At 63.9% G+C, this 21,599-nt stretch carries 21 protein-coding genes; 13 read left to right on the forward strand and 8 right to left on the reverse strand.

Going from position 1 to position 21,599, the window contains the following annotated elements:
* The first annotated feature begins 220 nt into the window (after positions 1-220).
* On the forward strand, positions 221-1,546 hold the full coding sequence (gene tolC / locus QLG02_RS11020) for an outer membrane channel protein TolC (RefSeq protein WP_024944694.1): 1,326 nt from the start codon (positions 221-223) through the stop codon (positions 1,544-1,546).
* A 103-nt stretch (positions 1,547-1,649) separates the two neighbouring features.
* On the opposite strand, the gene hldE is transcribed toward tolC, so the two are convergent.
* Complete coding sequence (gene hldE, locus QLG02_RS11025; RefSeq protein ID WP_024943164.1) at positions 1,650-3,077, reverse strand: bifunctional D-glycero-beta-D-manno-heptose-7-phosphate kinase/D-glycero-beta-D-manno-heptose 1-phosphate adenylyltransferase HldE; 1,428 nt, start codon at positions 3,075-3,077, stop codon at positions 1,650-1,652.
* Positions 3,078-3,382: 305 nt separating this feature from the next.
* Between hldE and lpxL the strand changes: the two genes are divergently transcribed.
* Together lpxL and QLG02_RS11035 are read left to right on the forward strand one after the other, a co-directional pair.
* Positions 3,383-4,306: an LpxL/LpxP family Kdo(2)-lipid IV(A) lauroyl/palmitoleoyl acyltransferase gene (lpxL, locus tag QLG02_RS11030; protein ID WP_282465170.1), complete on the forward strand. Its 924-nt coding sequence runs from the start codon at positions 3,383-3,385 to the stop codon at positions 4,304-4,306.
* A 152-nt stretch (positions 4,307-4,458) separates the two neighbouring features.
* On the forward strand, positions 4,459-4,926 hold the full coding sequence (locus tag QLG02_RS11035) for an energy transducer TonB (protein WP_043164539.1): 468 nt from the start codon (positions 4,459-4,461) through the stop codon (positions 4,924-4,926).
* Between the two features lie 110 nt (positions 4,927-5,036).
* Here QLG02_RS11035 and QLG02_RS11040 read toward each other — a convergent pair whose 3' ends face one another.
* The gene (locus QLG02_RS11040) at positions 5,037-5,996 is read right to left on the reverse strand and encodes a CYTH domain-containing protein (RefSeq protein WP_282465171.1); all 960 of its coding nucleotides are present in this window, start codon (positions 5,994-5,996) and stop codon (positions 5,037-5,039) included.
* 169 nt (positions 5,997-6,165) lie between these two features.
* Between QLG02_RS11040 and QLG02_RS11045 the strand changes: the two genes are divergently transcribed.
* From QLG02_RS11045 to ybaK, 3 genes are all read left to right on the forward strand, one after another.
* Positions 6,166-6,846 (forward strand): TIGR00153 family protein, encoded by a 681-nt coding sequence (locus QLG02_RS11045; RefSeq protein ID WP_005305357.1) that lies wholly within the window; start codon positions 6,166-6,168, stop codon positions 6,844-6,846.
* 23 nt (positions 6,847-6,869) lie between these two features.
* A complete protein-coding gene (locus QLG02_RS11050; RefSeq protein WP_016352095.1) occupies positions 6,870-8,135 on the forward strand; it encodes an inorganic phosphate transporter in 1,266 nt (421 codons plus the stop codon).
* Positions 8,136-8,282: 147 nt separating this feature from the next.
* The gene (ybaK, locus tag QLG02_RS11055) at positions 8,283-8,744 is read left to right on the forward strand and encodes a Cys-tRNA(Pro) deacylase (protein ID WP_011707484.1); all 462 of its coding nucleotides are present in this window, start codon (positions 8,283-8,285) and stop codon (positions 8,742-8,744) included.
* 48 nt (positions 8,745-8,792) lie between these two features.
* Here the strand turns inward: ybaK and QLG02_RS11060 are convergent, their stop codons facing one another.
* The 4 genes from QLG02_RS11060 to QLG02_RS11075 all read right to left on the reverse strand — a co-directional run bounded on the left by QLG02_RS11060 (position 8,793) and on the right by QLG02_RS11075 (position 11,913).
* Entirely contained in the window at positions 8,793-10,055 is a 1,263-nt protein-coding gene (locus tag QLG02_RS11060) for a DUF1479 domain-containing protein (RefSeq protein WP_282465172.1), read from the reverse strand.
* 223 nt (positions 10,056-10,278) lie between these two features.
* The gene (locus tag QLG02_RS11065; RefSeq protein WP_158196600.1) at positions 10,279-11,001 is read right to left on the reverse strand and encodes a GNAT family protein; all 723 of its coding nucleotides are present in this window, start codon (positions 10,999-11,001) and stop codon (positions 10,279-10,281) included.
* Positions 10,991-11,428, reverse strand: coding sequence for a rhodanese-like domain-containing protein (locus QLG02_RS11070; protein ID WP_282465173.1), 438 nt, complete (start codon positions 11,426-11,428; stop codon positions 10,991-10,993). Before QLG02_RS11070 ends, QLG02_RS11065 begins: the two co-directional genes overlap by 11 nt.
* A gap of 17 nt (positions 11,429-11,445) precedes the next feature.
* A complete protein-coding gene (locus QLG02_RS11075; protein ID WP_011707488.1) occupies positions 11,446-11,913 on the reverse strand; it encodes an OsmC family protein in 468 nt (155 codons plus the stop codon).
* 128 nt (positions 11,914-12,041) lie between these two features.
* Between QLG02_RS11075 and QLG02_RS11080 the strand changes: the two genes are divergently transcribed.
* A complete protein-coding gene (locus QLG02_RS11080) occupies positions 12,042-13,469 on the forward strand; it encodes a PLP-dependent aminotransferase family protein (protein WP_282465174.1) in 1,428 nt (475 codons plus the stop codon).
* Positions 13,470-13,484: 15 nt separating this feature from the next.
* On the opposite strand, the gene QLG02_RS11085 is transcribed toward QLG02_RS11080, so the two are convergent.
* Entirely contained in the window at positions 13,485-14,378 is an 894-nt protein-coding gene (locus tag QLG02_RS11085) for a LysR family transcriptional regulator (protein ID WP_282465175.1), read from the reverse strand.
* A 127-nt stretch (positions 14,379-14,505) separates the two neighbouring features.
* Between QLG02_RS11085 and QLG02_RS11090 the strand changes: the two genes are divergently transcribed.
* From QLG02_RS11090 to QLG02_RS11105, 4 genes are all read left to right on the forward strand, one after another.
* On the forward strand, positions 14,506-14,907 hold the full coding sequence (locus QLG02_RS11090) for a CidA/LrgA family protein (RefSeq protein WP_011707491.1): 402 nt from the start codon (positions 14,506-14,508) through the stop codon (positions 14,905-14,907).
* A complete protein-coding gene (locus QLG02_RS11095) occupies positions 14,900-15,589 on the forward strand; it encodes an LrgB family protein (RefSeq protein WP_011707492.1) in 690 nt (229 codons plus the stop codon). The genes QLG02_RS11090 and QLG02_RS11095 overlap by 8 nt, the downstream gene beginning before the upstream one ends.
* 96 nt (positions 15,590-15,685) lie before the next feature.
* Complete coding sequence (locus QLG02_RS11100) at positions 15,686-16,600, forward strand: hypothetical protein (protein WP_282465176.1); 915 nt, start codon at positions 15,686-15,688, stop codon at positions 16,598-16,600.
* A 76-nt stretch (positions 16,601-16,676) separates the two neighbouring features.
* Positions 16,677-17,555 carry a hypothetical protein gene (locus tag QLG02_RS11105; protein WP_282465187.1) on the forward strand — a complete coding sequence of 293 codons (879 nt, stop codon included), beginning with the start codon at positions 16,677-16,679 and terminating at the stop codon, positions 17,553-17,555.
* Between the two features lie 82 nt (positions 17,556-17,637).
* On the opposite strand, the gene QLG02_RS11110 is transcribed toward QLG02_RS11105, so the two are convergent.
* Complete coding sequence (locus QLG02_RS11110) at positions 17,638-18,876, reverse strand: multifunctional CCA addition/repair protein (RefSeq protein ID WP_282465177.1); 1,239 nt, start codon at positions 18,874-18,876, stop codon at positions 17,638-17,640.
* Between the two features lie 272 nt (positions 18,877-19,148).
* Between QLG02_RS11110 and exeA the strand changes: the two genes are divergently transcribed.
* Positions 19,149-20,795: a type II secretion system protein ExeA gene (exeA, locus tag QLG02_RS11115; RefSeq protein ID WP_282465178.1), complete on the forward strand. Its 1,647-nt coding sequence runs from the start codon at positions 19,149-19,151 to the stop codon at positions 20,793-20,795.
* Positions 20,795-21,475 carry a GspB family T2SS assembly factor variant ExeB gene (gene exeB / locus QLG02_RS11120; protein ID WP_139703957.1) on the forward strand — a complete coding sequence of 227 codons (681 nt, stop codon included), beginning with the start codon at positions 20,795-20,797 and terminating at the stop codon, positions 21,473-21,475. The genes exeA and exeB overlap by 1 nt, the downstream gene beginning before the upstream one ends.
* Positions 21,476-21,599: the final 124 nt, after the last annotated feature.

The following is a 21,599-nucleotide window of genomic DNA, read 5'->3' on the forward strand; positions in this document are numbered from 1 at the left end:
GGAGATGAGGGACGGATTTTAGCAGCCACAGGACATTTGGCTAGGCACGAGGGGGAGAAAACTCACCCTCGTTCTTGACGTTCCTGTCGCTGGAAAAGAGACAGTTATCATAAAATTTTGCTTATAGTAGAGTGATTAAGCTGCAATCAAGCTTGGTCGGTGACAATATTTGCCCTCTCCAGCAACCAGTTTGGGTTACTACATAAGGTTAAATCGATCTATGAAAAGAACACTTTTGTCCGTCATGGTGTTGCTGGGCGTCAGTGCCGGTGCCCATGCCGAAAACCTGCTCGACATCTACCAGCAAGCCCAGATCAAAGACCCGCAGTTGCTGCAGTCCAAAGCCGTTCGCGATCAGGCCTTCGAGAAGATCAACGAAACCCGTGCCCCTCTGCTGCCCCAGATCGATCTGGGTGCCGGACTCAATTATCTGAAAAACAAGAACGATACCCAGAGCAATAACAACGCCAAGGGTGAAGTGACGCTGTCGCAGTCCCTCTATCGTCGCAGTAACTGGGTCAATCTGGATATCAGCGAGAAGCAGGCCACCCAGTCTGATGTCGCCTACAACCTCGAGATCCAGAGCCTGATGCTGCGTACTGCCCAGGCCTATTTCAACGTGCTCAAGGCGATGGACACCCTGGAGTTCGTGCGCGCCAACAAGGTTGCGGTAGAACGTCAGCTGGAACAGACCCAGCAGCGTTTCGAAGTGGGTCTGACCGCCATCACCGACGTGCACGAAGCCGAGGCCTCTCGTGACCAGGCGCTGGCGGACGAGATCAACGCCGAGAACTCGCTGGACAACAGCTACGAGACCCTGCGCGAGCTGACCGGTATCGATCACCGTCAGCTGGACGTGCTCAACACCGATCGTTTCAGCCCGCAGAAAACCGCCTTCGGCTCCGACAAGTGGCTGGAGCTGGCGCTGGACAAGAACCTGCAACTGCACAGTGCCCGCATCGGCAAAGACATCGCCAAGGAGCAGATTGACCTGGCCAAGACCGGCCATGAGCCGACTCTGGATCTGGGTGCCGGGCTGCAAACCAGCAATACCGATTACAAGCTTGATAGCATGCCGGGCGGCAATGACAATCAGGCCAACATCGGCCTGACCTTCAAGCTGCCGCTCTACAGCGGTGGCGCCACTAGCTCCAAAGTGAAACAGGCTCAGTACAACTACGTGGCGGCCAGCGAACTGCTGGAGAAGAACTTCCGCTCGGTGCAGAGCACGGTGCGTTCCTCCTACAACAACGTGAACGCCAGCATCGGCTCGGTACGCGCCTACAGCCAGTCCGTCATCTCCGCCGACAGCGCCCTGAAGGCGACCGAAGCGGGTTACGAAGTGGGTACCCGTACCATCGTCGATGTGCTGGACTCCACCCGCAAGCTGTACGAGGCCAAGCAGAAGCTCTCCGAAGCCCGTTACAACTACATCCTCAATATCCTGAGCCTGAAACAGGCTGCCGGTGTGCTGGAAGCTCAGGATCTGGTGGAAGTAAACCAGGGTCTGATGCCTGCCACTGCAAAAGCCAAGACCAAAGTCTGATCGTCGTTATCGGCAATGAAAAAGGCGACCATCAGGTCGCCTTTTTGTTATCCGGGAGTCGTCGCTTGCTGGCGATGGCCCCGGATAAACGGGGCCAGCAGTATTAGCCGCGTTCGCGGATGGTCTTGATGATGTCGCTGGTGGAGCAGCCATCCTCGAAGTTGAGGACTCGCACCTCGCCGCCGTTGGCGGTCACCTCGGCGTAACCGGCAATCTCTTCCGGCTTGTAGTCGCCGCCCTTGACCAGCAGGTCCGGCAGCACCTCGGCGATCAGCCGCTGCGGGGTGTCCTCGGAGAAGGGCACCACCCAGTCCACGGCACCCAGCGCGGCCAGCACGGCCATCCGGCGCTCGGTCGGATTGACCGGACGACCCGGCCCCTTGAGGCGACGCACCGACTCGTCGGTGTTGACCGCCACGATCAGGCGATCCCCCAGCTTGCCGGCATTGGCCAGGTAGGAGACGTGACCGGCATGCAGGATGTCGAAGCAACCGTTGGTCATCACCACCTTCTCGCCACGCAGACGGGCGGCCTGCACTGCAATCTTGAGCTGGGCTTCGGACATGACGCCAAAGCCGGTTTCTTGCTCGGTGTAGAGGGCGTTGGCCAGCTCGACCGGGCTGACGGTGGAGGTCCCCAGCTTGCCGACCACGATGCCGGCGGCGGTGTTGGCCAGGGCACAGGCTTCGTCCAGACTCTTGCCGGCGGCCAGCGAGGTGGCCAGGGTGGAGATGACGGTATCACCGGCACCGGTCACGTCATACACCTCGTGAGCCTGGGCCGGCAGGTGCAGCTCGGGTTGGCCTTCGCGGATCAGGGTCATGCCGTTCTCGGAACGGGTGACCAGCAGGGCCTCCAGCTCGAAGCGCTTGACCAGCTCCAGCCCCTTGGCAACCAGCTCCTCTTCGCTCTTCACCTTGCCCACCACGGCCTCGAACTCGGACATGTTGGGGGTCAGCAGGGTGGCGCCGCGGTACTTCTCGAAATCGGTCCCCTTGGGATCGACCAGCACCGGGATGCCAGCTGCGCGGGCGCGCTGGATCATGCCGGGCACGTCGTTGAGGGCACCCTTGCCGTAGTCGGAGAGGATCATCACGTCGCTGTGCGGCAGCGCCTGCTCGACCTTGCCCATCAGCAGGGTGGAGTCCACATCGTGGAAGGCCTCTTCAAAGTCCAGACGCAGCAGCTGCTGGTTGCGCGACAGCACGCGCAGCTTGGTGATGGTCGGGTAGTCGGCCAGACGAACGAAGTCACAGGCGACCTTGACGCCGGCCATCTGGCCAGCCAGGGCATCGGCGGCCTCATCCTGACCGGTCAGACCCAGCAGCACGGCGTGGGCACCCAGCGCGGCGGAGTTGAGCGCCACGTTGGCGGCGCCACCCGGGCGCTCCTCAATGTGTTCAACCTTGACCACGGGCACCGGTGCCTCGGGCGAGATCCGGCCGGTGGGGCCATGCCAATAACGGTCCAACATGACATCGCCAACGACCAGAACGCGGGCTTTTTCAAACTCGGGCAGGGTGATCTTCATCTGTATCGACTCTCAAAACCTGAAAAATCAGTCGCCGATTTTATCACACTCTTTTATTTGAGGGAGAAAAAGCAAACCTGCGGTTTCCATTTAAAGAAACCGGTAGTGACGATTCCCGTCACGCCAGTGAACCACCATCAGCCCCTCTGACCAGCACATAGCCATTCGCCCCCGACCCCGCTTTTCGGCTAGAATCCCCGCTTGCGAATAAAACGATCCGTTCAGGATCCCCACGTGCCTTTATCGCCTCCCCTTATTCGACCGGGCTTGCCCGGTGCATGGCGATTGCGAACAAGAGACTTTTCATGGCCCACGACAATGCTCCCCGCCTCGAACCCCGCCTGTTTCATCCCCGCTACTGGGCCAGCTGGTTCGGCCTCAGCCTGCTCTGGCTGCTGGTGCTGCTGCCCTGGCGCAGCCAGATGTGGCTGGGACGCCAGCTCGGCAGTCTGGCCCGCAAGCTGCTGAAATCCCGCGTCAAGATTGCCCGCCGCAATCTGGAACTGGCGATGCCCGAGCTGACCAAAGATGAGCGCGAGAAACTGCTCAAGCAGAATTTCGAGAGCGTGGGCTGCGCCATCTTCGAAGTCGGCATGGCCTGGTTCTGGCCGGATTGGCGGATGCGCAACCTGATGAAGGTAGAAGGGGAAGAGCACGTCATCGCCGCCATGGAGAAGGGTCAGGGCATGCTGCTGCTCTCCTGCCATTTCCTCACGCTGGAGCTCAACGCCCGCTGCTTCGGCCTGGTGCGGCCCGGAGTCGGTGTCTACCGTCCCAACACCAATCCGGTGCTGGAGTATGCCCAGTACCACGGTCGCTGCGCCTCCAACAAATACCTGGTGGACCGGATGGACGTGAAGGGGATGATCAAGGCGCTGCGCAACGGCGATGCGCTCTGGTATGCGCCGGATCATGACTACGGCAGCCATGCCAGCGTGTTCGTGCCCTACTTCGCGGTCGAGCAGGCAGCCACCATCACCGGCACAGCCACCCTGGCGCGAGTGAAAAATACCGTCACCCTGCCCTGCTACAACATTCGCACCAGCGAGGGTTACACCCTGCATATCGGGGTGCCGCTCGCCGACTATCCCAGCGGTGACGAGCTGGTCGATGCGACCCGCGCCAACCGCGAGATAGAAGCCGCCGTGCGCAAGGCGCCGGAGCAGTACATGTGGCTGCACCGCCGCTTCAAGACCAGGCCCAACCCGGACGATGCGGGCTATTACTGAGTCGGAAAAAACCGAAAAAGCCGCCGAAAGGCGGTTTTTTCTGGCCTGTTGCCGGTAAAGGGTTTTCATTCGTGGCTGAATATTTTATTAATGGCCCTGCCGAGCGGCGGGCCCCGCCCCGCCAGCAATACCAATAACGAAGGGAAGCGAACATGAAAGCCACTCTTTTGCTGGGCGCCTTGTGCGCATTGACCGGCTGCAGCCAGCAGACCCACAGCGTCCATCTGACCTCCCTCCCCTTAAGCGATCTCAAGGAAGTGAACGCCCAGTGGAGCCCGCTCACCCGGATGGAGTCCCGCTACCCCAAAGAGGCCATCCTGGCCGGGCAGACCGGTTGCAGCTCGCTCGAGTACGTGATCAACCCGGCGGGACGAGCCGAACAGATCCGGGTACTGGACAGCAGCGACCCGCAGTTCAGCGACGCCGCCATCGCCGTGTTGCAGCAGTGGCAATGGCAGGCCACCCCCACCAACTCTCAGCACATTCCGGTAAAATCCCGTACCCGCTTCGAATTTTGCATCGAGCACAACGGCCAGCCCTGCGACACCCGCGAACTGGAACTGCGCTGCCAGGGGGAAGACGTGGTGCGCAGCACCGGGCTGATCTACACCCAGGTCTGAATCAGCCGTGCAGGCCTACAATGCCAGCCCCGCTGGCCCTATCGACAGCGAAAGAAAAAGGTGAGCCAGGCTCACCTTTTTGCATTGCAAGCGCTGCGGCGCGCGGCTCATCACCCTTGCCGGTGCAGCCAGGCGGCGATGGCCAGCTGCAGGCGCACATAGTCGGCCTGAAGGAACTGTGCCGGCAAGGCCTGCTGCCAGTCGGCCTGTCCGGCGACCGAGGCCAGCCGCGACCCGAACCGGGTCAGGTCGTCAAGCCAGTCCGCTGCCGGCAACCTGCCGGCCGCCTCGGCAATCAGGTCCATGCCCAGGCGCAGCTGTTGCAACGCCAACCCCTGCGCCTCGGCGTCCGTCTGTTCCAGCCAGTACTGCTCGTGATGCTGCCAGTGCTGCAGGCCGAGGGCAATACGCTCGGCCGCACTCAGCTCGGTCAGCGTTGGCAAGGCTTGCAGCCCCAGCGGCTTGCCGAGCCCCGCCAGCCGATAACCACGCTGGGCCTTGGACTGAGCCCCGAGCCGCAGGCCGCCAAGCCCGGCCAGCTGATCTGCCAAGCCGAACAGGGCGCTCGCCTCGCCGGATTTGAGCTCAAGCTCCAGCTCGTCGATGCGGCTCTTGCCGAGTACGCCGACGATCTCCCCCTGATCCCAGGCCAGCTCGATCTCGGCCCCCGCAAAGGCGATCAACCAGTGGCGGCGCAGGAAGTCGGTACGAAACTGGGCCACCAGGGCGCCCTGGATTGCATCGCGAGCGGAAAGACTCGGCCAAATCTCGTCAGGAAAAGCGTCAAGCGCGGGCATATCGCCAGCGACCGGGGCATTGTATTCGGGTCTGGCATGCAGTCCGCCCACCACCTGGCCCCGACATTTAATCGTCTGTTCGGCGAAATCATCGCTGCGACGGATCCGCAATCCCATCTCCAGGCGGCGCAAATCCAGCGCTGGCGTATCAAAATAGACATTGCCGAGCTCGGCTTGGGAGTTGGATATAATTTCCAGTGAATTCAGAAGGTTGAAAAAAGGCTGTCGAATATCTCGGGAGACAAAAAACTTTATCTCGATCTCAGTTTGCATAGTCATTCCGGGCTGGCAGGCAACTTTGGGGGGCGTGATGCTAAGCGCGAGGATATAATGCCTGCGATACATCAGGATTAATTCACGGTTTTATTGATGGCGCAGTTCGGTTACCATGCGCCCCTCATAAAATCGTATCGAGTGTTTTTTCACCGACACAGGTTTGGCCATGCCAGTAAATACTATTTTGGGGCTTTTTGCCAAGTCCCCCATCAAGCCGCTGCAGAAGCATATCGTCAAGGTTCACCAGTGCTCCCAGCAGTTGGTTCCCTTCTTTGATGCCGTTGCCGAAGACCGTTGGGAAGATGCCGAGAAGATCCGGCAGCAGATTGCCCAGCTGGAGAAAGAAGCGGACATCCTCAAGCGTGAAATTCGTCTGAAGCTGCCTCGCGGTCTGTTCCTGCCGGTTGCCCGTACCGACCTGCTCGAACTGCTGACCCAGCAGGACAAGATTGCCAACCGTGCCAAGGATATTTCCGGCCGCATGCTTGGTCGTAAAATGGAATTCCCCTCCGAGATGCGTGCCGATTTCATGGCCTATCTCAAACGCTGTATCGATGCGACCGCCCAAGCCGAGAAAGCCATCGGAGAACTCGATGAGCTGCTCGAAACCGGCTTTAAAGGACGTGAAGTTGAAATGGTTGCCGAGATGATCCACCAGCTGGATCTTATCGAGGACGATACTGACACCATGCAGATCGGGCTGCGCCAACAGCTGCAAGCCGTTGAGCAGAAATACAATCCGATCGACGTTATGTTCCTCTACAAGATCCTCGAATGGGTAGGTGACCTGGCAGATCAGGCCGAGCGCGTTGGCGCCCGTCTGGAACTGATGCTGGCTCGTTCGTAATCGACTGACTGGGTAAACACTGAATGGACATTATCGCGAATTACGGCACCACCCTGGTGCTCGTGGCGGCCTTGTTCGGCTTTTTGATGGCCTGGGGTATTGGCGCGAATGACGTTGCCAACGCCATGGGCACGTCGGTCGGCACCAAATCCCTGACCATCCGTCAGGCCATCATCATCGCCATGATCTTCGAGTTTGCCGGTGCCTATCTGGCCGGCGGCGAAGTGACCGCTACCATCCGCAACGGCATCATCGACAGCAACGCCTTTGCCGATACGCCGGATCTGCTGGTGCTCGGCATGATAGCCTCCCTGCTGGCCGCCGGCGCCTGGTTGATCCTGGCCTCTTACTTCGGCTGGCCCGTCTCCACCACCCACTCCATCATCGGCGCCATCGTCGGTTTCGCCGTGGTGAGCATTGGCCCGGAAGCGGTGCAGTGGAGCAAGTTCGGCGGCATCGTCGGCTCCTGGATCATCACTCCGGCCATCTCCGGCGTCATCGCCTACTTCATGTTCATCAGCGTGCAGAAGCTCATCTTCAACACCGATGATCCGCTGAACAACGCCAAGCGCTACGTGCCCTTCTACATGTTCCTGACCGCGCTGGTGATCTGCCTGGTGACCATCAAGAAGGGGCTGACCCACGTCGGTCTGCACCTGACCGACGGCGAGGGCATCCTGCTCTCCATCGCCATCTCCATCGCGGTGGCGTTTGCCGGCTGGCTCTACATTCGCGGCCAGCAATACAACCCGCAGGATGACAGCAAAATGCACTTCGCCAACGTGGAGAAGGTGTTCGGCATCCTGATGATCATCACCGCCTGTGCCATGGCCTTTGCCCACGGCTCCAACGACGTGGCCAACGCCATCGGCCCGCTCTCCGCAGTCGCCTCCATCGTGGCGGCCGGCGGCGAGATCGGCGGCAGCTCCCACATCGCCTGGTGGATCCTGCCGCTCGGCGGCATCGGCATCGTCATCGGTCTGGCCACCATGGGCGAGAAGGTGATGGCCACCGTCGGTACCGGCATCACCCACCTGACTCCGAGCCGCGGCTTCGCCGCCCAGCTGGCCACCGCCGCCACCGTGGTGATCGCCTCCGGCACCGGTCTGCCCATCTCCACCACCCAGACCCTGGTCGGTGCGGTCATGGGCGTGGGTCTGGCGCGCGGCATCGCGGCGCTGAACCTGGGCGTGCTGCGCAACATCGTGGTCTCCTGGGTCATCACCCTGCCTGCTGGCGCCATCCTGGCCATCGCCATCTTCTACGTGCTGCAGATCTGCTTCTCCTGAGGCGCGCTGCAATGAAAAGCCCGGGTCATTGACCCGGGCTTTTTTTATCTCGGTGCGCGCATCCACCCCTTGGGGACGCGAGCAACTTGCATCACCCGCCCCGCAGGCGCAGACTGTTTGGCCTTGTTTCGACTCAAGGCACCCATCATGACGCCAGCCATCAACCTGCTGAAGAAGCTCAAGATCCCCCACAAGCTCTACCCCTACGAGTGCGAAGCCCACGACGACTTCGGCAAGCATGCCGCGACCCAGCTCGGCCTGCCGGAGGCCCAGGTGTTCAAGACCCTGATCGCCCATCACGACAAGCAGGCGGTGGTGGCCATCGTCCCCTCATCCGGCCTGTGCAGCCTCAAGCAGCTGGCCAAGGCCACCGGTCTCAAGAAGGTGGAAATGATGAAGCCGGCGGAGGCGGAGAAGCTGACCGGCTACAAGGTCGGCGGCATCAGCCCGCTGGCCCAGAAAAAACTGCTGCCCACCGTGCTCGACGACTCGGCCATGCAGTTTGACGAGATCCTGGTGAGCGGTGGCAAGCGCGGCCTCTCGGTGGGGGTAGCACCCGCTGACATGCTGCGCCTGATGCAGTGGATCGCCGCCCCCATCGGGGAATAGAGGCGTGAGCGGGCCTGCCACTGCGCAGGCCCGCCCGGCCACTCTCGTTTACGGGAGCATGCCCAGTGCGCGGCGGCCATGGTCGTTCAGATCGGCCAGGGTGAAGCGCCCCTGCCAGTCGGCCTCGTAATCTTCGCGGGGGAAGTCGCCAGGCGAAGCCCCCTGCTCCAGCGCTTGGCGCACCAGGCGGGCATAGGCCATGTTCTTCTCGCAACGGGGCGCCGCCGGAATATACATGACGTTGCCCCATCCCTGCTGCTGCTCCACCGGCGCCACGCCGTGGATCAGGTCGCAGTGCCACCAGACCGAATCCCCTGCCGTCACCGCCGGGATCGAGCTCATCGCCCGCAGCAACAGCGGATGCCAGGTCTCGGAGACCGGCAGCACCTTGCCCGGCGCGACACCGCACAACTCATCCTCCGGCACGTCCGGCTGCAGTGGCCGCAGCAGCACGTAGGCCATCGCCTCGGGGATCGGTACCACGTGCAGCAATCCCTGCCCCGGCAACATGTCGGAGAGCGCAGTCCACCCCTGGAAGGTACGAAATACCGAGCACTTGGTGGTGTTCTCCACACTGTACTCCTCGACCTCGGTGCGATGGGCCGCATCCCAGGGATCGTAGGCGGCGATCTCCCCCCAGAAAATCGACGCAAACACCTGCTGGTAAGCCGGCAGCAACCAGCGTTCGAGGGCCCCCGAGTCGGTATGGGCACCCAGCCCGCGAGAACAGGTACCGGGCGGACGGCGGCGAATGCGATCGGGATAGATGATGCTCACGTCCGGGTCGAACCAGTGTGTCCCATCCGGCCGTTCGAACTGCCACAGGCGGTTCAGGAACGACTGCACGGTCGCCATCTCGTCGCTCTGGCGCGCCTCCATCTGGGCCCGTGACCAGTAGATGGGATAAATCTCGGGGCGCGACGCGGCAAGGGAGCCGAAGAAACTGTCGCCGGGACCGCGATACAGCTCATCAAAACGGTTGAGAGCCAGGTAGTCGAGCATGTCGCGCTCCCAGGCCAGTGCCCGTTCCCGTGCAAAGTGCCCGCGGATCACCAGGCAGCCGCGCCGCCGTATGGCTGCACGCTCGGCCTCGCCGACCTGGCCCGCCGCCAGCGCCTGGTAATCCAGTTCTGGCCACACCGGCTCACCACGGGCTCGCAGCGCTTCCACTTCGGCCACCCGCGCCTCGATGCGGCGGCTGACCTCGGTAAAGACCGCTTCCACGTCGCCGAGTTGTGCGCGCAGGGCTTGTTTCATCTGACGGATGGCCGCCTTGTGATCGGCGGGCAACTGGGTATGGGTGACGCTCATCTTGCCTCCTGGATAATGGACGAAAGCCAGCAAATCACTTTCGTTCGAAATGACGATTAATTTCAAAAACAAGATACATTAAAAAAATGTTAATACAATCCTCGCCGCACCCGGGCAGTGAAGACGCTGCGAAGAAGCAGTGCAGAAAGAGAAGCGAAGGGAGATCAGCAGCGAGCAGACAAGACGGCAAAAACAACAGGGCGGCCATGGCCGCCCTGTTTATTCAAGCACCGCGCATGGCGGCCGTGAGGGTCGAGAGGCGCAGGCGCTGGTGCCCCTGTGCATCGAAGTTGTCAGGCGCCAGCCAGCGCTCGAAGCAGGCCTGCAGCGCCGGCCACTCACTGTCGATCACCGAGAACCAGGCGGTATCGCGTGTGCGCCCCTTGTCCACCCGGCTCTGGCGAAAGGTCCCCTCGTAGCTGAAACCAAGGCGCAACGCCGCCTGCCAGGAGGGCTGGTTGAAGGCATTGCACTTCCATTCGTAACGCCGATAGCCGAGGGCAAAAGCATTGGCCATCATCAGCGCCATCGCCGCCGTCGCCAGCCGCGAGCGCTGCAAGGCGGGGGAAAAGTGCAGCCAGCCCACCTCGATGCTGCCGGCCAGGGGGTCGATGCGCAGGTAGCTGGCCAGCCCCAACGGCTGCTCTCCATCCTCGTCGAAGATGGTGTAGAACTGGGGATCGCTCTTGGCGGCGCACTCTCGCAGCCAGACCAGCATATCCGCCTCTGTTGCATAAGGGCCTGTGGTCAGGTAAGTCCACATGGCCTCGCTGTCGGCACTGAAAGCCTGCCACAGGCCGGGGCCGTGACGCTCAGGATCCAGCGGCTCCAGCCGGCAACCCCAGCCGTTGAGGGGGCGACGGGGAGGGAACTCGGCGCCCCGCCAGTCGGGCAGCGGCGCACCGACCGGCTGGCCGAATTCGTTCAGATGGATGTCAGCAGCCACAGGCAATCCCTCCCGTTTGCAGCACACCCGGTTCGCTACCGATGGCGACGGCAAAGCCGTCCTGCCGCCACCAGTGCAGCCCACCGATCAGCTCCTTGACCTGAAACCCCAGCGCCGCCAGCTTGTAGGCGCCACGGGTCGAACCGTTGCAGCCGATGCCATCGCAATAGCAGACATAGACCTTGTCCCGCGCCAGTGCGGCCGTGCTGGCCGGGTTCATGGTGGCGTGGGGGAAGCTGATGGCACCGGGGATGTGTCCCTCGGCGTAGTGACCGGCAGAACGGGTGTCGATGACGACGATCCGCTCTTCACCGGCCAGCAGATCGGCGGCCAGATCCGCCGGATCGGTGCGCAAGGCCAGCTGGGCCTCGAAGAAGAGGCGGGCTTGTTCGGCACTGGCCAACCCGCTGCTCAATACATGACTCATAGTGACGCTCCTTGTACTCAAACCCGGATCCGGGTGGTGATGTCGGTGGTGACCGAGTTGGCGATGAAACACTCCTCGTGTGCCTGATGGTGCAACTGCTCCAGCGCGGCCAGATCCGGCTGACGTTCACCGCCGAACTGCACCAGCGGCTGCAGGGTGACCCGGGTGATGGCCTGACGACCGCGGGCATTGGCTTCCATGATGCCCACCGCCTCGTCCCGGTAGCTCTCCACCAGGTAGCCCGCCCTGGCTGCCAGCCAGAGGAAGGTGAGCATGTGGCAGCTGGAGATCGCCGCGACGAAGGCCTCTTCCGGGTCGACGTTCTCGGCCACCGACCAGGGCAGCGGCACCACGTGGGGAGACGAGGAGGCGGGCACCCTGACGCCGCCGTCGAACTCCCACCAGTGAGCCCGGCTGTAACCTTGATCGACGAAGGGCTCGCTGGCCCCGCGCTGCCAGCTGATGGTGGCGCTGTACTCCGACATGCAGACTCCTTTCATTGCCAATAGATGTGAATCCCGAACCTTGAGCCTCAATGTAACGACATAATGGCCTTGCCACGCCGACCAATTTTGCCAATATGAGCAGACCAATTAGCGCCCGGGAGATCCCCATGCCTGCCCTGCCCACCCTGTTTGCCACCCAGCAAGCCAGCGATCTGCCGCTGCACGAACAGCTGGTCCGCACCCTGCGCTCGGCCATGCTGGCCGGCCACCTGCCCCAGCACAGCCGGCTGCCTGCCAGCCGCATGCTGGCCGCCGATCTGGGGATCTCCCGCAGCACGGTGGAACTGGCCTATGGCCGGCTGGAGGCGGAGGGCTATCTGGTGCGCAAGGTGGGGGCCGGCAGCTTCGTGGCACTGGCCGCTGTCTCCCCGACTCCGCGCCCGCCCCAGTCGGCAGCCGGTCTGTCGCGCCGAGGCCAGGAGATGGCCGACAGCGGCGCCTGTCACGACGTGCCCGAAGTGGGCCGCTCCTTTGCCTCCAGCCAGCCGGATCCCCGCCTCTTTCCCCAGGCCCTGTGGGGCCGGTTGATGCAGCAGCAGTGGCGCCGGCACGCCGGCGACTGGATGAATTACGGGGAGCCGCAGGGGCTGGAGGCGCTGCGCGGTGCCATCAGCAGCTATCTGGTGCAGTCGCGCGGCGTGGTGTGCGAGCCGGACCAGATCCTGATCCTCACCAGCTCCCAGCAGGGGATCCTGCTGGCGACCCAGCTGCTGATCGATGCCGGCGACACCGTCTGGGTGGAGGATCCCGGCTACCCCGGGGCCCGCACCGCCATGGAGAGTGCCGGCGCCCGGGTGCACCCGGTGCCGGTGGATGAAGAGGGGCTCAACCCGCAGGGGGAACACCCGGCGCCGCGGCTCATCTACACCACGCCGGCCCACCAGTATCCGCTCGGCGTGCCCATGAGCCTGCCGCGGCGGATGGCGCTGCTGGCCGAGGCCGAGCGGCACGGCGCCTGGATCCTGGAAGACGACTACGACGGCGAGTACCAGTACGATCAGCGGCCGCTCCCCGCCCTGCAGGGGCTGGATGGCCAGGGACGGGTGCTCTATGTGGGTACCTTCAGCAAGGTGTTGTTCGGCTCGCTGCGCCTCGCCTACCTGGTGCTGCCCAGGCCGCTGATGGAGTCCTTCTGTCGGGCCCGGGCCGCGGTCGACGGCCACAGCAACCAGCTGCTGCAGGCAGTGACCGCCGACTTCATCCGCGCCGGCCACTTCGCCACCCACCTGCGCCAGAGCCGGCTGGTCTATCAGAGCCGCCGCGACCTGCTGCTGGCCGAGCTGGCCAGCCACTGCCCCGCCCTCACCCCCATTCACAGCGGGGCCGGCCTGCAGTGCGCCGTGCTGCTGCCCCCCGGCGGCGAGGCGCGCTGGACAGAGGCCGCCAACGCACAGGGGCTGGGGCTGCGCCCCCTCGGCCAGTTCTACCTGGGCCCACCGACACAGGAGGGGTGGCTGCTCGGCTTTGCCTCCCTCGACAACCAGGCCCTGCGCCGTCTCTGCCGCCAGCTGGGCAGCCTGCTGGCAAGCGGCTGAAGGCGGCCCGCCCGCTCAGCCTTGGGGGTCGGTTTGCCCCTGCTCGCGGCAGAGCGCCAGCCAGGCCTCGGCGGTACGGGAGAGGTAGCGCTCGCTCGGCCAGATCACCCCGAGCCGCCAGCTCAGCTCGGGCACCAGCGGTCGCAACACCAGCCCGTCCGGCGCCAAGCGCCGGCAGATGGGCTCGGGCAGAAAAGCGACCCCCATGCCGCTGCGCACCATGGCGGTGAGAAAGTCCCACTGGCTGCTGCGTGCCGCCACCTGAGGCTCGAAGCCAGCCGCTCGGCACGCCTGCTCCAGCCGCTCGCTCAGGGTGAAGGCCTGGGTGTAGAGCAAGAAGGGCTCGTCGCAGAGCGCCTCCAGACTGATTTCAGGGCATTCCCGCCAGCGCGGCAAGTCGGGCAGCACCACCTGGATCGGGTACTGGTCCAGCTCCAGCGCACTGAGGGCGCCCCCCTCCCTGGTCGGCAGCATGGTGATGGCGAGATCCAGTTCCCCTTCCAGCACCGCCTGCTCGATACGCCGGCCGCCGTACTCGACGATGGAGAGCTCGACCTTGGGGTAGCGACTGCGGTAGGCGCGGATCAGATCGGCATAGACGTGGCCCACCATGGGCGGAATGCCGAGCGCCAGCCGGCCGAATTGCAGACTCTGCAGATCGGCGAGCTCCGCCTCCAGCTGCTGCATCTCGGCCAGAATGGTCTGGGCCCGGTTGAACAGCACCCGGCCGCTGTCGGTCAGGGTGAAGCGGCGCCCCGCACGGCTCAGTAGCGGCTGACCCAGCTCCTCCTCCATGTTGCGGATCATCTTGCTGATGGTGGGCTGGGTGACGAACAGCTTCTCGGAGGCGCGGGTGAAGCTTTGTTCCCGCACCAGTTCGACAAAGTAACGCAGGGCGCGGATGTCCATGGCTCTCTCCTGGCGGACGGCAAAACCTGATCATGCCTCTTTGGCATGATTTTGATAATTTAAATTCATTTTTTGCAGGTTTGGCCTCTCTCTATACTGTGAGCAAGTTCACAGAAAGACCTAGATCATGAAAGCCCTCTGCATTCGCTGGTTCCAGACCCCCTTCCAAATCGCCCTGCTGGCCGCCATCTGGCTGCTGGCCGATCTGGCGGTACGTACCTTCCATCTGCCGCTGCCTGCCAACCTCACCGGCATGCTGGCACTGCTGGCCTTGATCCTGCTCGGCGTGGTCAAGACCCACTGGTTCAGCGCCGGCGCCCGCTGGTTGCTGGCCGAGATGCTGCTGTTCTTCGTGCCGGCGGTGGTGGCGGTGGTCAACTATCAGGATCTGCTGCTGCAGGAGGGGTGGCGCATCATGGTGGTGCTGCTGCTCAGCACCATACTGGTGCTCGGCACCACGGCGCTGGTGGTGGACCGGGTCTATCGCCTTGAGTTGAAACTGGCCCGCCGGAGTCGTCGTCATGTCTGATACCCTGCTCGGCCTGCTCTGCTTCGCCCTCACCCTGCTGTTCTACTACGCCAGCAAGTGGCTCTACGGCAAGAAACGCATCCTGCCCTTGATGCCGCTGCTGCTGGCCCCCACCCTGCTGGTGGCGGTAGTGATGCTGTTCCACATCCCCTATCAGGACTACATGGCCGAATCCCACTGGCTGCTGTGGCTGCTGGGGCCGGCCACCGTCGCCTTCGCGGTGCCGGTCTACGAGAACCGCCAGCTCATTCGCCGCCACTGGCTGTCACTGTCAGTGGGGGTGGTCGCCTCGGTGGTGATGGCGGTGGGCAGTACCGTGCTGCTGGCCCGCTGGCTCGATCTCTCCGACATGCTGCAGCGCAGTCTGGCGATGCGCTCCATCACCACCCCGTTTGCGGTGGAGGCGACCCGCGCCATCGGCGGCCAGACCGACCTCACCGCCCTGTTCGTGGTGCTGACCGGTGTCATCGGCATGGCGGTCGGCGAGAGCGTGCTCACCCTACTGGCCATTCGCAGCCGACTCGGCAAGGGCGCCGGGTTTGGTGCCTCGGCCCACGGCGCCGGCACTGCCAAGGCCTATCAGATGGGCAACGAGGAGGGGGTGGTCTCCAGCATGGTGATGATGATCGCCGGCATGGTGACCGTGCTGCTGGCGCCCCTGCTCGGCCAGCTGTTCTGGTAACCTGCGCGTCGGTAAAAGCCGCGTTTCCCGAGCCCAGGACCCCAGCCTTGGCACCACAGCCGCTACACTCAACTCAATGTGACAGCAGTGAGCGGTATGATGAACCACAGAGTGATGATCCTCGGGCTGCTGGCCGGTAGCCTGTTCTTCTCCCCCCTTCTGCCGGCCCTGGACATAGTGACCCACGTCAGCCCGGAGAGTGAGCGGGACCTGCGCACCCTCTACGGCCAGCAGCTGCTGCAACTGGCGCTGGAGAAGACCCGCGACAGCTTCGGCGACTACGAGTTGCGTCCGGCCCCGCCCATGAGCCGGACCCGGCTGCGCCAGGTGCTGCAGTACAACCTCTACCCCAACCTGCTGGCCATCGACAGCTTCCCGCGCCCGGAGGGCAGCCACGACCTCGACTATGTCCGCTTTCCGGTGGATCTCGGCATCCTCGGCTATCGCATCTGCTTCGTCAGCCCCAAACAGCAGCAGGCTGTGGCCCGGGTACGTACCCTGCACGAGCTGCAGCAGTTCAGCCATGGCCAGGGTCGCGGCTGGCAGGATGCCGACATCCTGCGCAGTGCCGGCTTCAAGGTGCAGGAGGTGGAGGGCTACGAGCGGCTGTTCAAGCTGGTGGTGCGCGGCCGGGTGGATCTGTTCTGCCGGGGGGCCAACGAGCTGCTGAGCGAACTGGATACGCACCGGGATCTGGGGCAATTGACGGTCGACCAGCATCTGGCGCTCTACTACCCCTTCATCCACCTCTTCTACAGCCACAAGGACAACCAGCACGCCCTGCGCCGGGTTCGGGCCGGCCTGCAACTGGCCTGGCAGGACGGCTCCCTGCAGGCGCTATGGCTCAAGACCTTCAAGCCAGCGCTGGATTTCGCCAGGCTGGACCAGCGACTGCTGTTCAGACTGGACAACCCCTTGCTGCAGGGGCTCGACTTCGATTACCAACCCTATCTTTACGATCCCCTCACCCAGCGCTTCGGGCCCGGCGAGCCGTCCAGCGGCAAGCAGTGACTCCGGCGGCTCCCCGCTCACCGCCGGGGAGAGCCACTACACTCAGAGGAGTCTCAGCCTTTCACAGGAGCTCATGATGCACTGGACCCCGCTGCTCGCCCTGCTGCTGGCCCTGCCCGTGCTGGCCAGCCCGACCCTGTTCACCTACATGAGTCCGGAGAGCGAGCACGATCCCAGAAGCACCTATGATCGCGAGCTGCTGCGCCTGGCGCTGGAGAAGACCCGCGCCAGCCACGGCGACTACCGGATGCAAGCCGCGCCCCCCATGACCCTGGCCAGGATGTGGGTCAGCCTGCGCTTCAATGACTACCCCAACCTGTTCGCCATGGACAGCTACCGCTCCGACCGGGACATGAGCGGCATCGACTACGTGCGCTTTCCCATCCACCTCGGCATCGTCAGCTACCGCATCTGCTTCGTCAGCCCCGAGCAGCAGAGCGCCGTCGCCGGAGTGACCAGCCTGGCGGAGCTCAAACGCTTCGACATCGGTCAGGGCAAGGGCTGGCTCGACGTGCAGATCCTGCAGCGGGCCGGTTTCAAGGTGCAGGAGGTGGAAGGCTACGAGCAGCTGTTCAAGATGGTGGCGCGTGGCCGTTTCGCACTCTTCTGCCGCGGGATCAACGAGTTGCCCCAGGAAAAGCTGAATCACAGGGATGTACCCGGGCTGGTGATGGATGAGAACGTGGCGCTCTACTATCCGCTGCCCAGGGTCTTCTTCACCCACAACAGCAACCAACAGGCCATCACGCGGGTGCAACAGGGGCTCAAGGCCGCCTGGCGCGACGGCTCCCTGCAGGCGCTCTGGCTGAAGACCTTCAAACCCTCCCTGAGCTTCGCCCACCTTAATACCCGCCGGCTGTTCCGGCTGGAGAATCCCTACATCGAGGGGATCGACTTCAACTATGAGGCTTACTACTATGATCCCGTGCAGGGGCGCTTCGGCCTCGGTGAATAGCCGCTCGCCGTGCAAAGGCAACAATGAAAAAGCCCGGGTCAGTGACCCGGGCTTTTTTGTCCATGCTTCGTCTCCTGCCTCGTCAATCCTCGAGGAAGGTCCACTCGTCGCGCACCCGGCTGATGGCATCGAGCCGCCGCTTGGCCAGCTGCTCGCGAATAGCCTCCCCCTTGAACCCGGCCGCCACTATCTCCTTCACCGGCACGGCCTGGGCCGCCGCCAGCGCCTGCGCCACATAGTCGGGCTCGGCATAGACCCGCTCCTCGAAGCCGGTGCGGCCGTGGAAGTCGGCGCGGCAGGCGTCCAGCAGCTGGGCAAAGCGCTCCGGCCTGCGCCAGGCATCGGCCTTGTCGAATACCTTGAGCAGGGTCGCGGGCTTGAGCTCGAAGGCGATGTGGATATGGGTGTGCAGGTCGCTCACCAACAGCGCCAGATCGCGGCACTCGTTCGGTACCCTGAACCGCTCGCAGAAGTCGCGGATGAGCGGTAGCCCCTTCTGGCCATGGCCATGGTGGCTCGGCCAGAACTCCGGGGGGGTCAGCCCCTTGCCAAAGTCGTGGCACAGCGCCGCGAAGCGCACCGCCAGCTCCGGCGAAAGCCGGCAGGCCTGTGCCAGCACCATCATGGTGTGGATGCCGGTATCGATCTCCGGGTGCCACTTGGCGGGGGCAGGCACCCCGAACAGGGCATCCAGCTCGGGGAACAGCGCAGCCAGGGCGCCGCACTCGCGCAGCACCTCGAAGAACACCTGTGGGGTCGGTCCCAGCAATACCTTCTCCAGCTCCTTCCAGACTCGCTCCGGGGTCAGGTGAGCCAGCTCGCCAGCCTCGGTCATCTCGCGCATCAGCGCCAGCGTCTCGGGGGCCACCACGAAGCCCTGGGCGTGGAAGCGGGCGGCGAAGCGGGCCACCCGCAAAATGCGCAGCGGATCTTCGGCAAAGGCGGGGGAGACGTGGCGCAGCAGCCGTTGTTTCAGATCCTCGATGCCGCCATAGGGATCGTGCAGTTGCCCCGCCTCATCCTCGGCGATGGCGTTGACGGTGAGATCCCGGCGCAGCAGATCCTGCTCCAGCGTCACCTCCGGCGAGGCGTAGCAGACGAAGCCGGTATAACCGAGCCCCTGCTTGCGCTCGGTGCGGGCCAGCGCGTACTCCTGCTGGGTCTTGGGGTGCAGGAACACGGGAAAATCGCGGCCCACCTGGGTAAAGCCCAGCGCCAGCATCTGTTCCACGGTCGCCCCGACCACCAGATGATCCCTGTCGCCCTGCGGCAATCCCAGCAGGCGATCTCGCACCGCGCCCCCAACCAGATAAGTCTGCAAGCTGTGTCTCCCTTGATAAACCTGTCCCGATTATACCGGTTTGGCCGGTGGAGACTATGGCTGCCCCATGGCCCCGTCGGCGGGGACGAGCCCATGACGGCCCAATGAGAGGCAAAACGCCCCTCGTCACCCGCCTCGCCAGCCAACCCGACGGCACCCTTTCTCCCGCCGGCAAATCAGGGTGCGCGCTGGCCCCCCTTATGGCATCCGGGTCTTTGACATCCCTTTGGGGAGGCTTTAACCTGCCGCCCATAACAACGGAATGGATCCTTATGTACACACAGTTCTTCGGTCTGTCGGAGCACCCGTTCTCCATCTCGCCCAATCCCAAATACCTCTACATGAGTGAACGCCACGGGGAAGCCCTCGCCCACCTCAACTACGGGTTGCAGGATGGGGGCGGCTTCGTGCTGCTGACCGGGGAAGTGGGCACCGGCAAGACCACCGTCTCCCGCTGCCTGTTGCAGCAGTTGCCGGCCGAGACCGAGATCGCCTACATCCTCAATCCATCCCTGACCGAACGAGATCTGCTGGCGGCCATCTGCGACGAATTCCAGCTGGCCTATGGCCAGGATGCCGGCCTCAAGCAGCTGTTCGACCTCATTCGCGATCACCTGCTGGCCAATCTGGCGGCAGGCAAGCGCAGCGTGGTGCTGGTGGACGAAGCCCAGCACCTGCTGCCCGGCGTGCTGGAACAGTTGCGCCTGCTCACCAACCTGGAGACCGACGAGAAGAAGCTGCTGCAGGTGGTGCTCATCGGCCAGCCCGAGCTGCAGCAGATGCTGCGCCAGCCCCTGCTGCGCCAGCTGGCCCAGCGCATCACCGCCCGCTACCACCTGCTGCCGCTCTCCTGCCAGGACGTGGACGCCTATGTCCGCTTTCGCCTGCAGGTGGCCGGCTGCGTGCAACCCATCTTCACCCCCAAAGCGATCCAGACCCTGCACCGCCTCTCCGGCGGCATTCCGCGCCTCATCAACCTCATCTGCGACCGCGCCCTGATCGCCGCTTTCGCCCGCGGCAGCCACAAGATAGTCCACGGTGACATCAGCCTGGCGGCCTTCGAGGTGAGCGGCATCCGTGACGAGGGCACCTGGCAGTCCGGTTTGATGGTGGCACTGGTCGGCGCCTTGCTGGTGGCCACCGGCTGGTGGGGCTGGCAGTTCTTCGGCTTCTTCCCGACCCGCCCGGTGGTCACGGTGGAGGTGCCGGTCAAGGTAGACGACACCCCGGAGCAGCAGGAACAGTTGACCCGCGCCATCAATCAGGCGCTGGAACCGGACAGCGCCATGCAGAATCTCTACAAGGTGTGGGGCTACCAGACCGAGCTGGAAGAGGCGACCTGCGACAACGCGCCGCGCGCCGGCCTGCGCTGCCAGGAGGGCGAGGCCTCCCTGGCCGATCTGCAGGCCCTGCAGTATCCCGCCCTCGTCAGCCTGACCGACGAGACCGGCGGCACCTATTACGCCACCCTAGTCAACCTCGGGCCCGACAAGGCCAATCTGCTCATCGGCAACCAGAGCTGGCAGGTGGACAGGCAGTGGCTGAGCGATTACTGGGGCGGCAGCTACACCCTGCTGTGGCGCATGCCCAAGGGTGGTGTCACCCTGATCGGCAACAATGCCGGCCCCAACCAGGTGCAGTGGCTCGATAATGCCCTCAGCCGGGCCCTGCAGCAGCCGGATCGCAAGGTCCTCCGCTTCGATGCCGAGCTCAAGACCAAGCTGCAGCAGTTCCAGCGTGCCCAGGGGCTGAACCCGGACGGCATCGCCGGCAGCAACACCCTGCTGCGTCTCAACGTGATGGCTGGCGAACCCATGCCCAAGCTGGAAGACCCTGCCCAGCGGGCCAGCAAGCCGGCCAGGCTGGATCCGGTAGAGGATGACGATGCCATCAACACACTGTCGGAGGAGGCTTCCTGATGTCCACCCTGCTCAAGGCGCTGCGGCGGGCCGACCAGCCCCAGTTCACCCCGCACATCCCGGCGATGGGGCTGCCGGTCAGCCAGGAAGAGGAACAACCCAGGCGCTGGATCTGGTGGCTGCTGGCCCCGCTGGCGCTGGTGATGGGGGCCGCCGCCAACTACGGCTGGCACCTGCTCAACAACCGCCCCATCGAGAAGACGGTGGAGGTGAAGGAGGTGGTGACGCCGCCCTTCGTGCGGGTCGAGCCCAGGCCGATGATCACCCGTCCGCTGCCACCGCCGCCGCCCGAACCCGTGGTCACCCCCAAGGCCGATGCCCAGCCCGCACCGGCGCCCGCCGACAGCAGCCAGGGGCTGGCCGAGCGCATTCTCAATGCCCTCAACAGCACCCCGTTGCAGCAGAGCGCGCCACCACAGGTGCCGGAAGAGTTGCAGGCCACGCCACTCAGCGCCCTGCCGCAGGCGCTCCGCCAGCAGGTGCCGCCGTTGGCCTACGGTGCCCACGTCTTCTCCTCCAACCCGGCCAACCGGGCCGTGACCCTGAACGGGCGCACCTACCGGGAAGGCAGCGAGGTCGCCCCCGGCGTCACCCTGCTCGCCATCGCCCAGGATTACATCATCCTGCAGGTGGGCGGCCAGAACGTCAGCCTCAAGGCGCTGCAGGACTGGCGCGGCTGAAACGCGCCCCTGCCAGCCCGAGGCTGGCCACCATTTCAAGAGGGAGCCTGAGAGCTCCCCTTTTTAATCAATAACATGAGAACAACGTGAGCAATCCGAACAACACCACCTTCGCCAACCGGGC

The organism is Aeromonas sp. V90_14 (assembly GCF_029967615.1).
In the GTDB taxonomy this organism is placed as follows: Bacteria; Pseudomonadota; Gammaproteobacteria; order Enterobacterales; family Aeromonadaceae; genus Aeromonas; species Aeromonas hydrophila.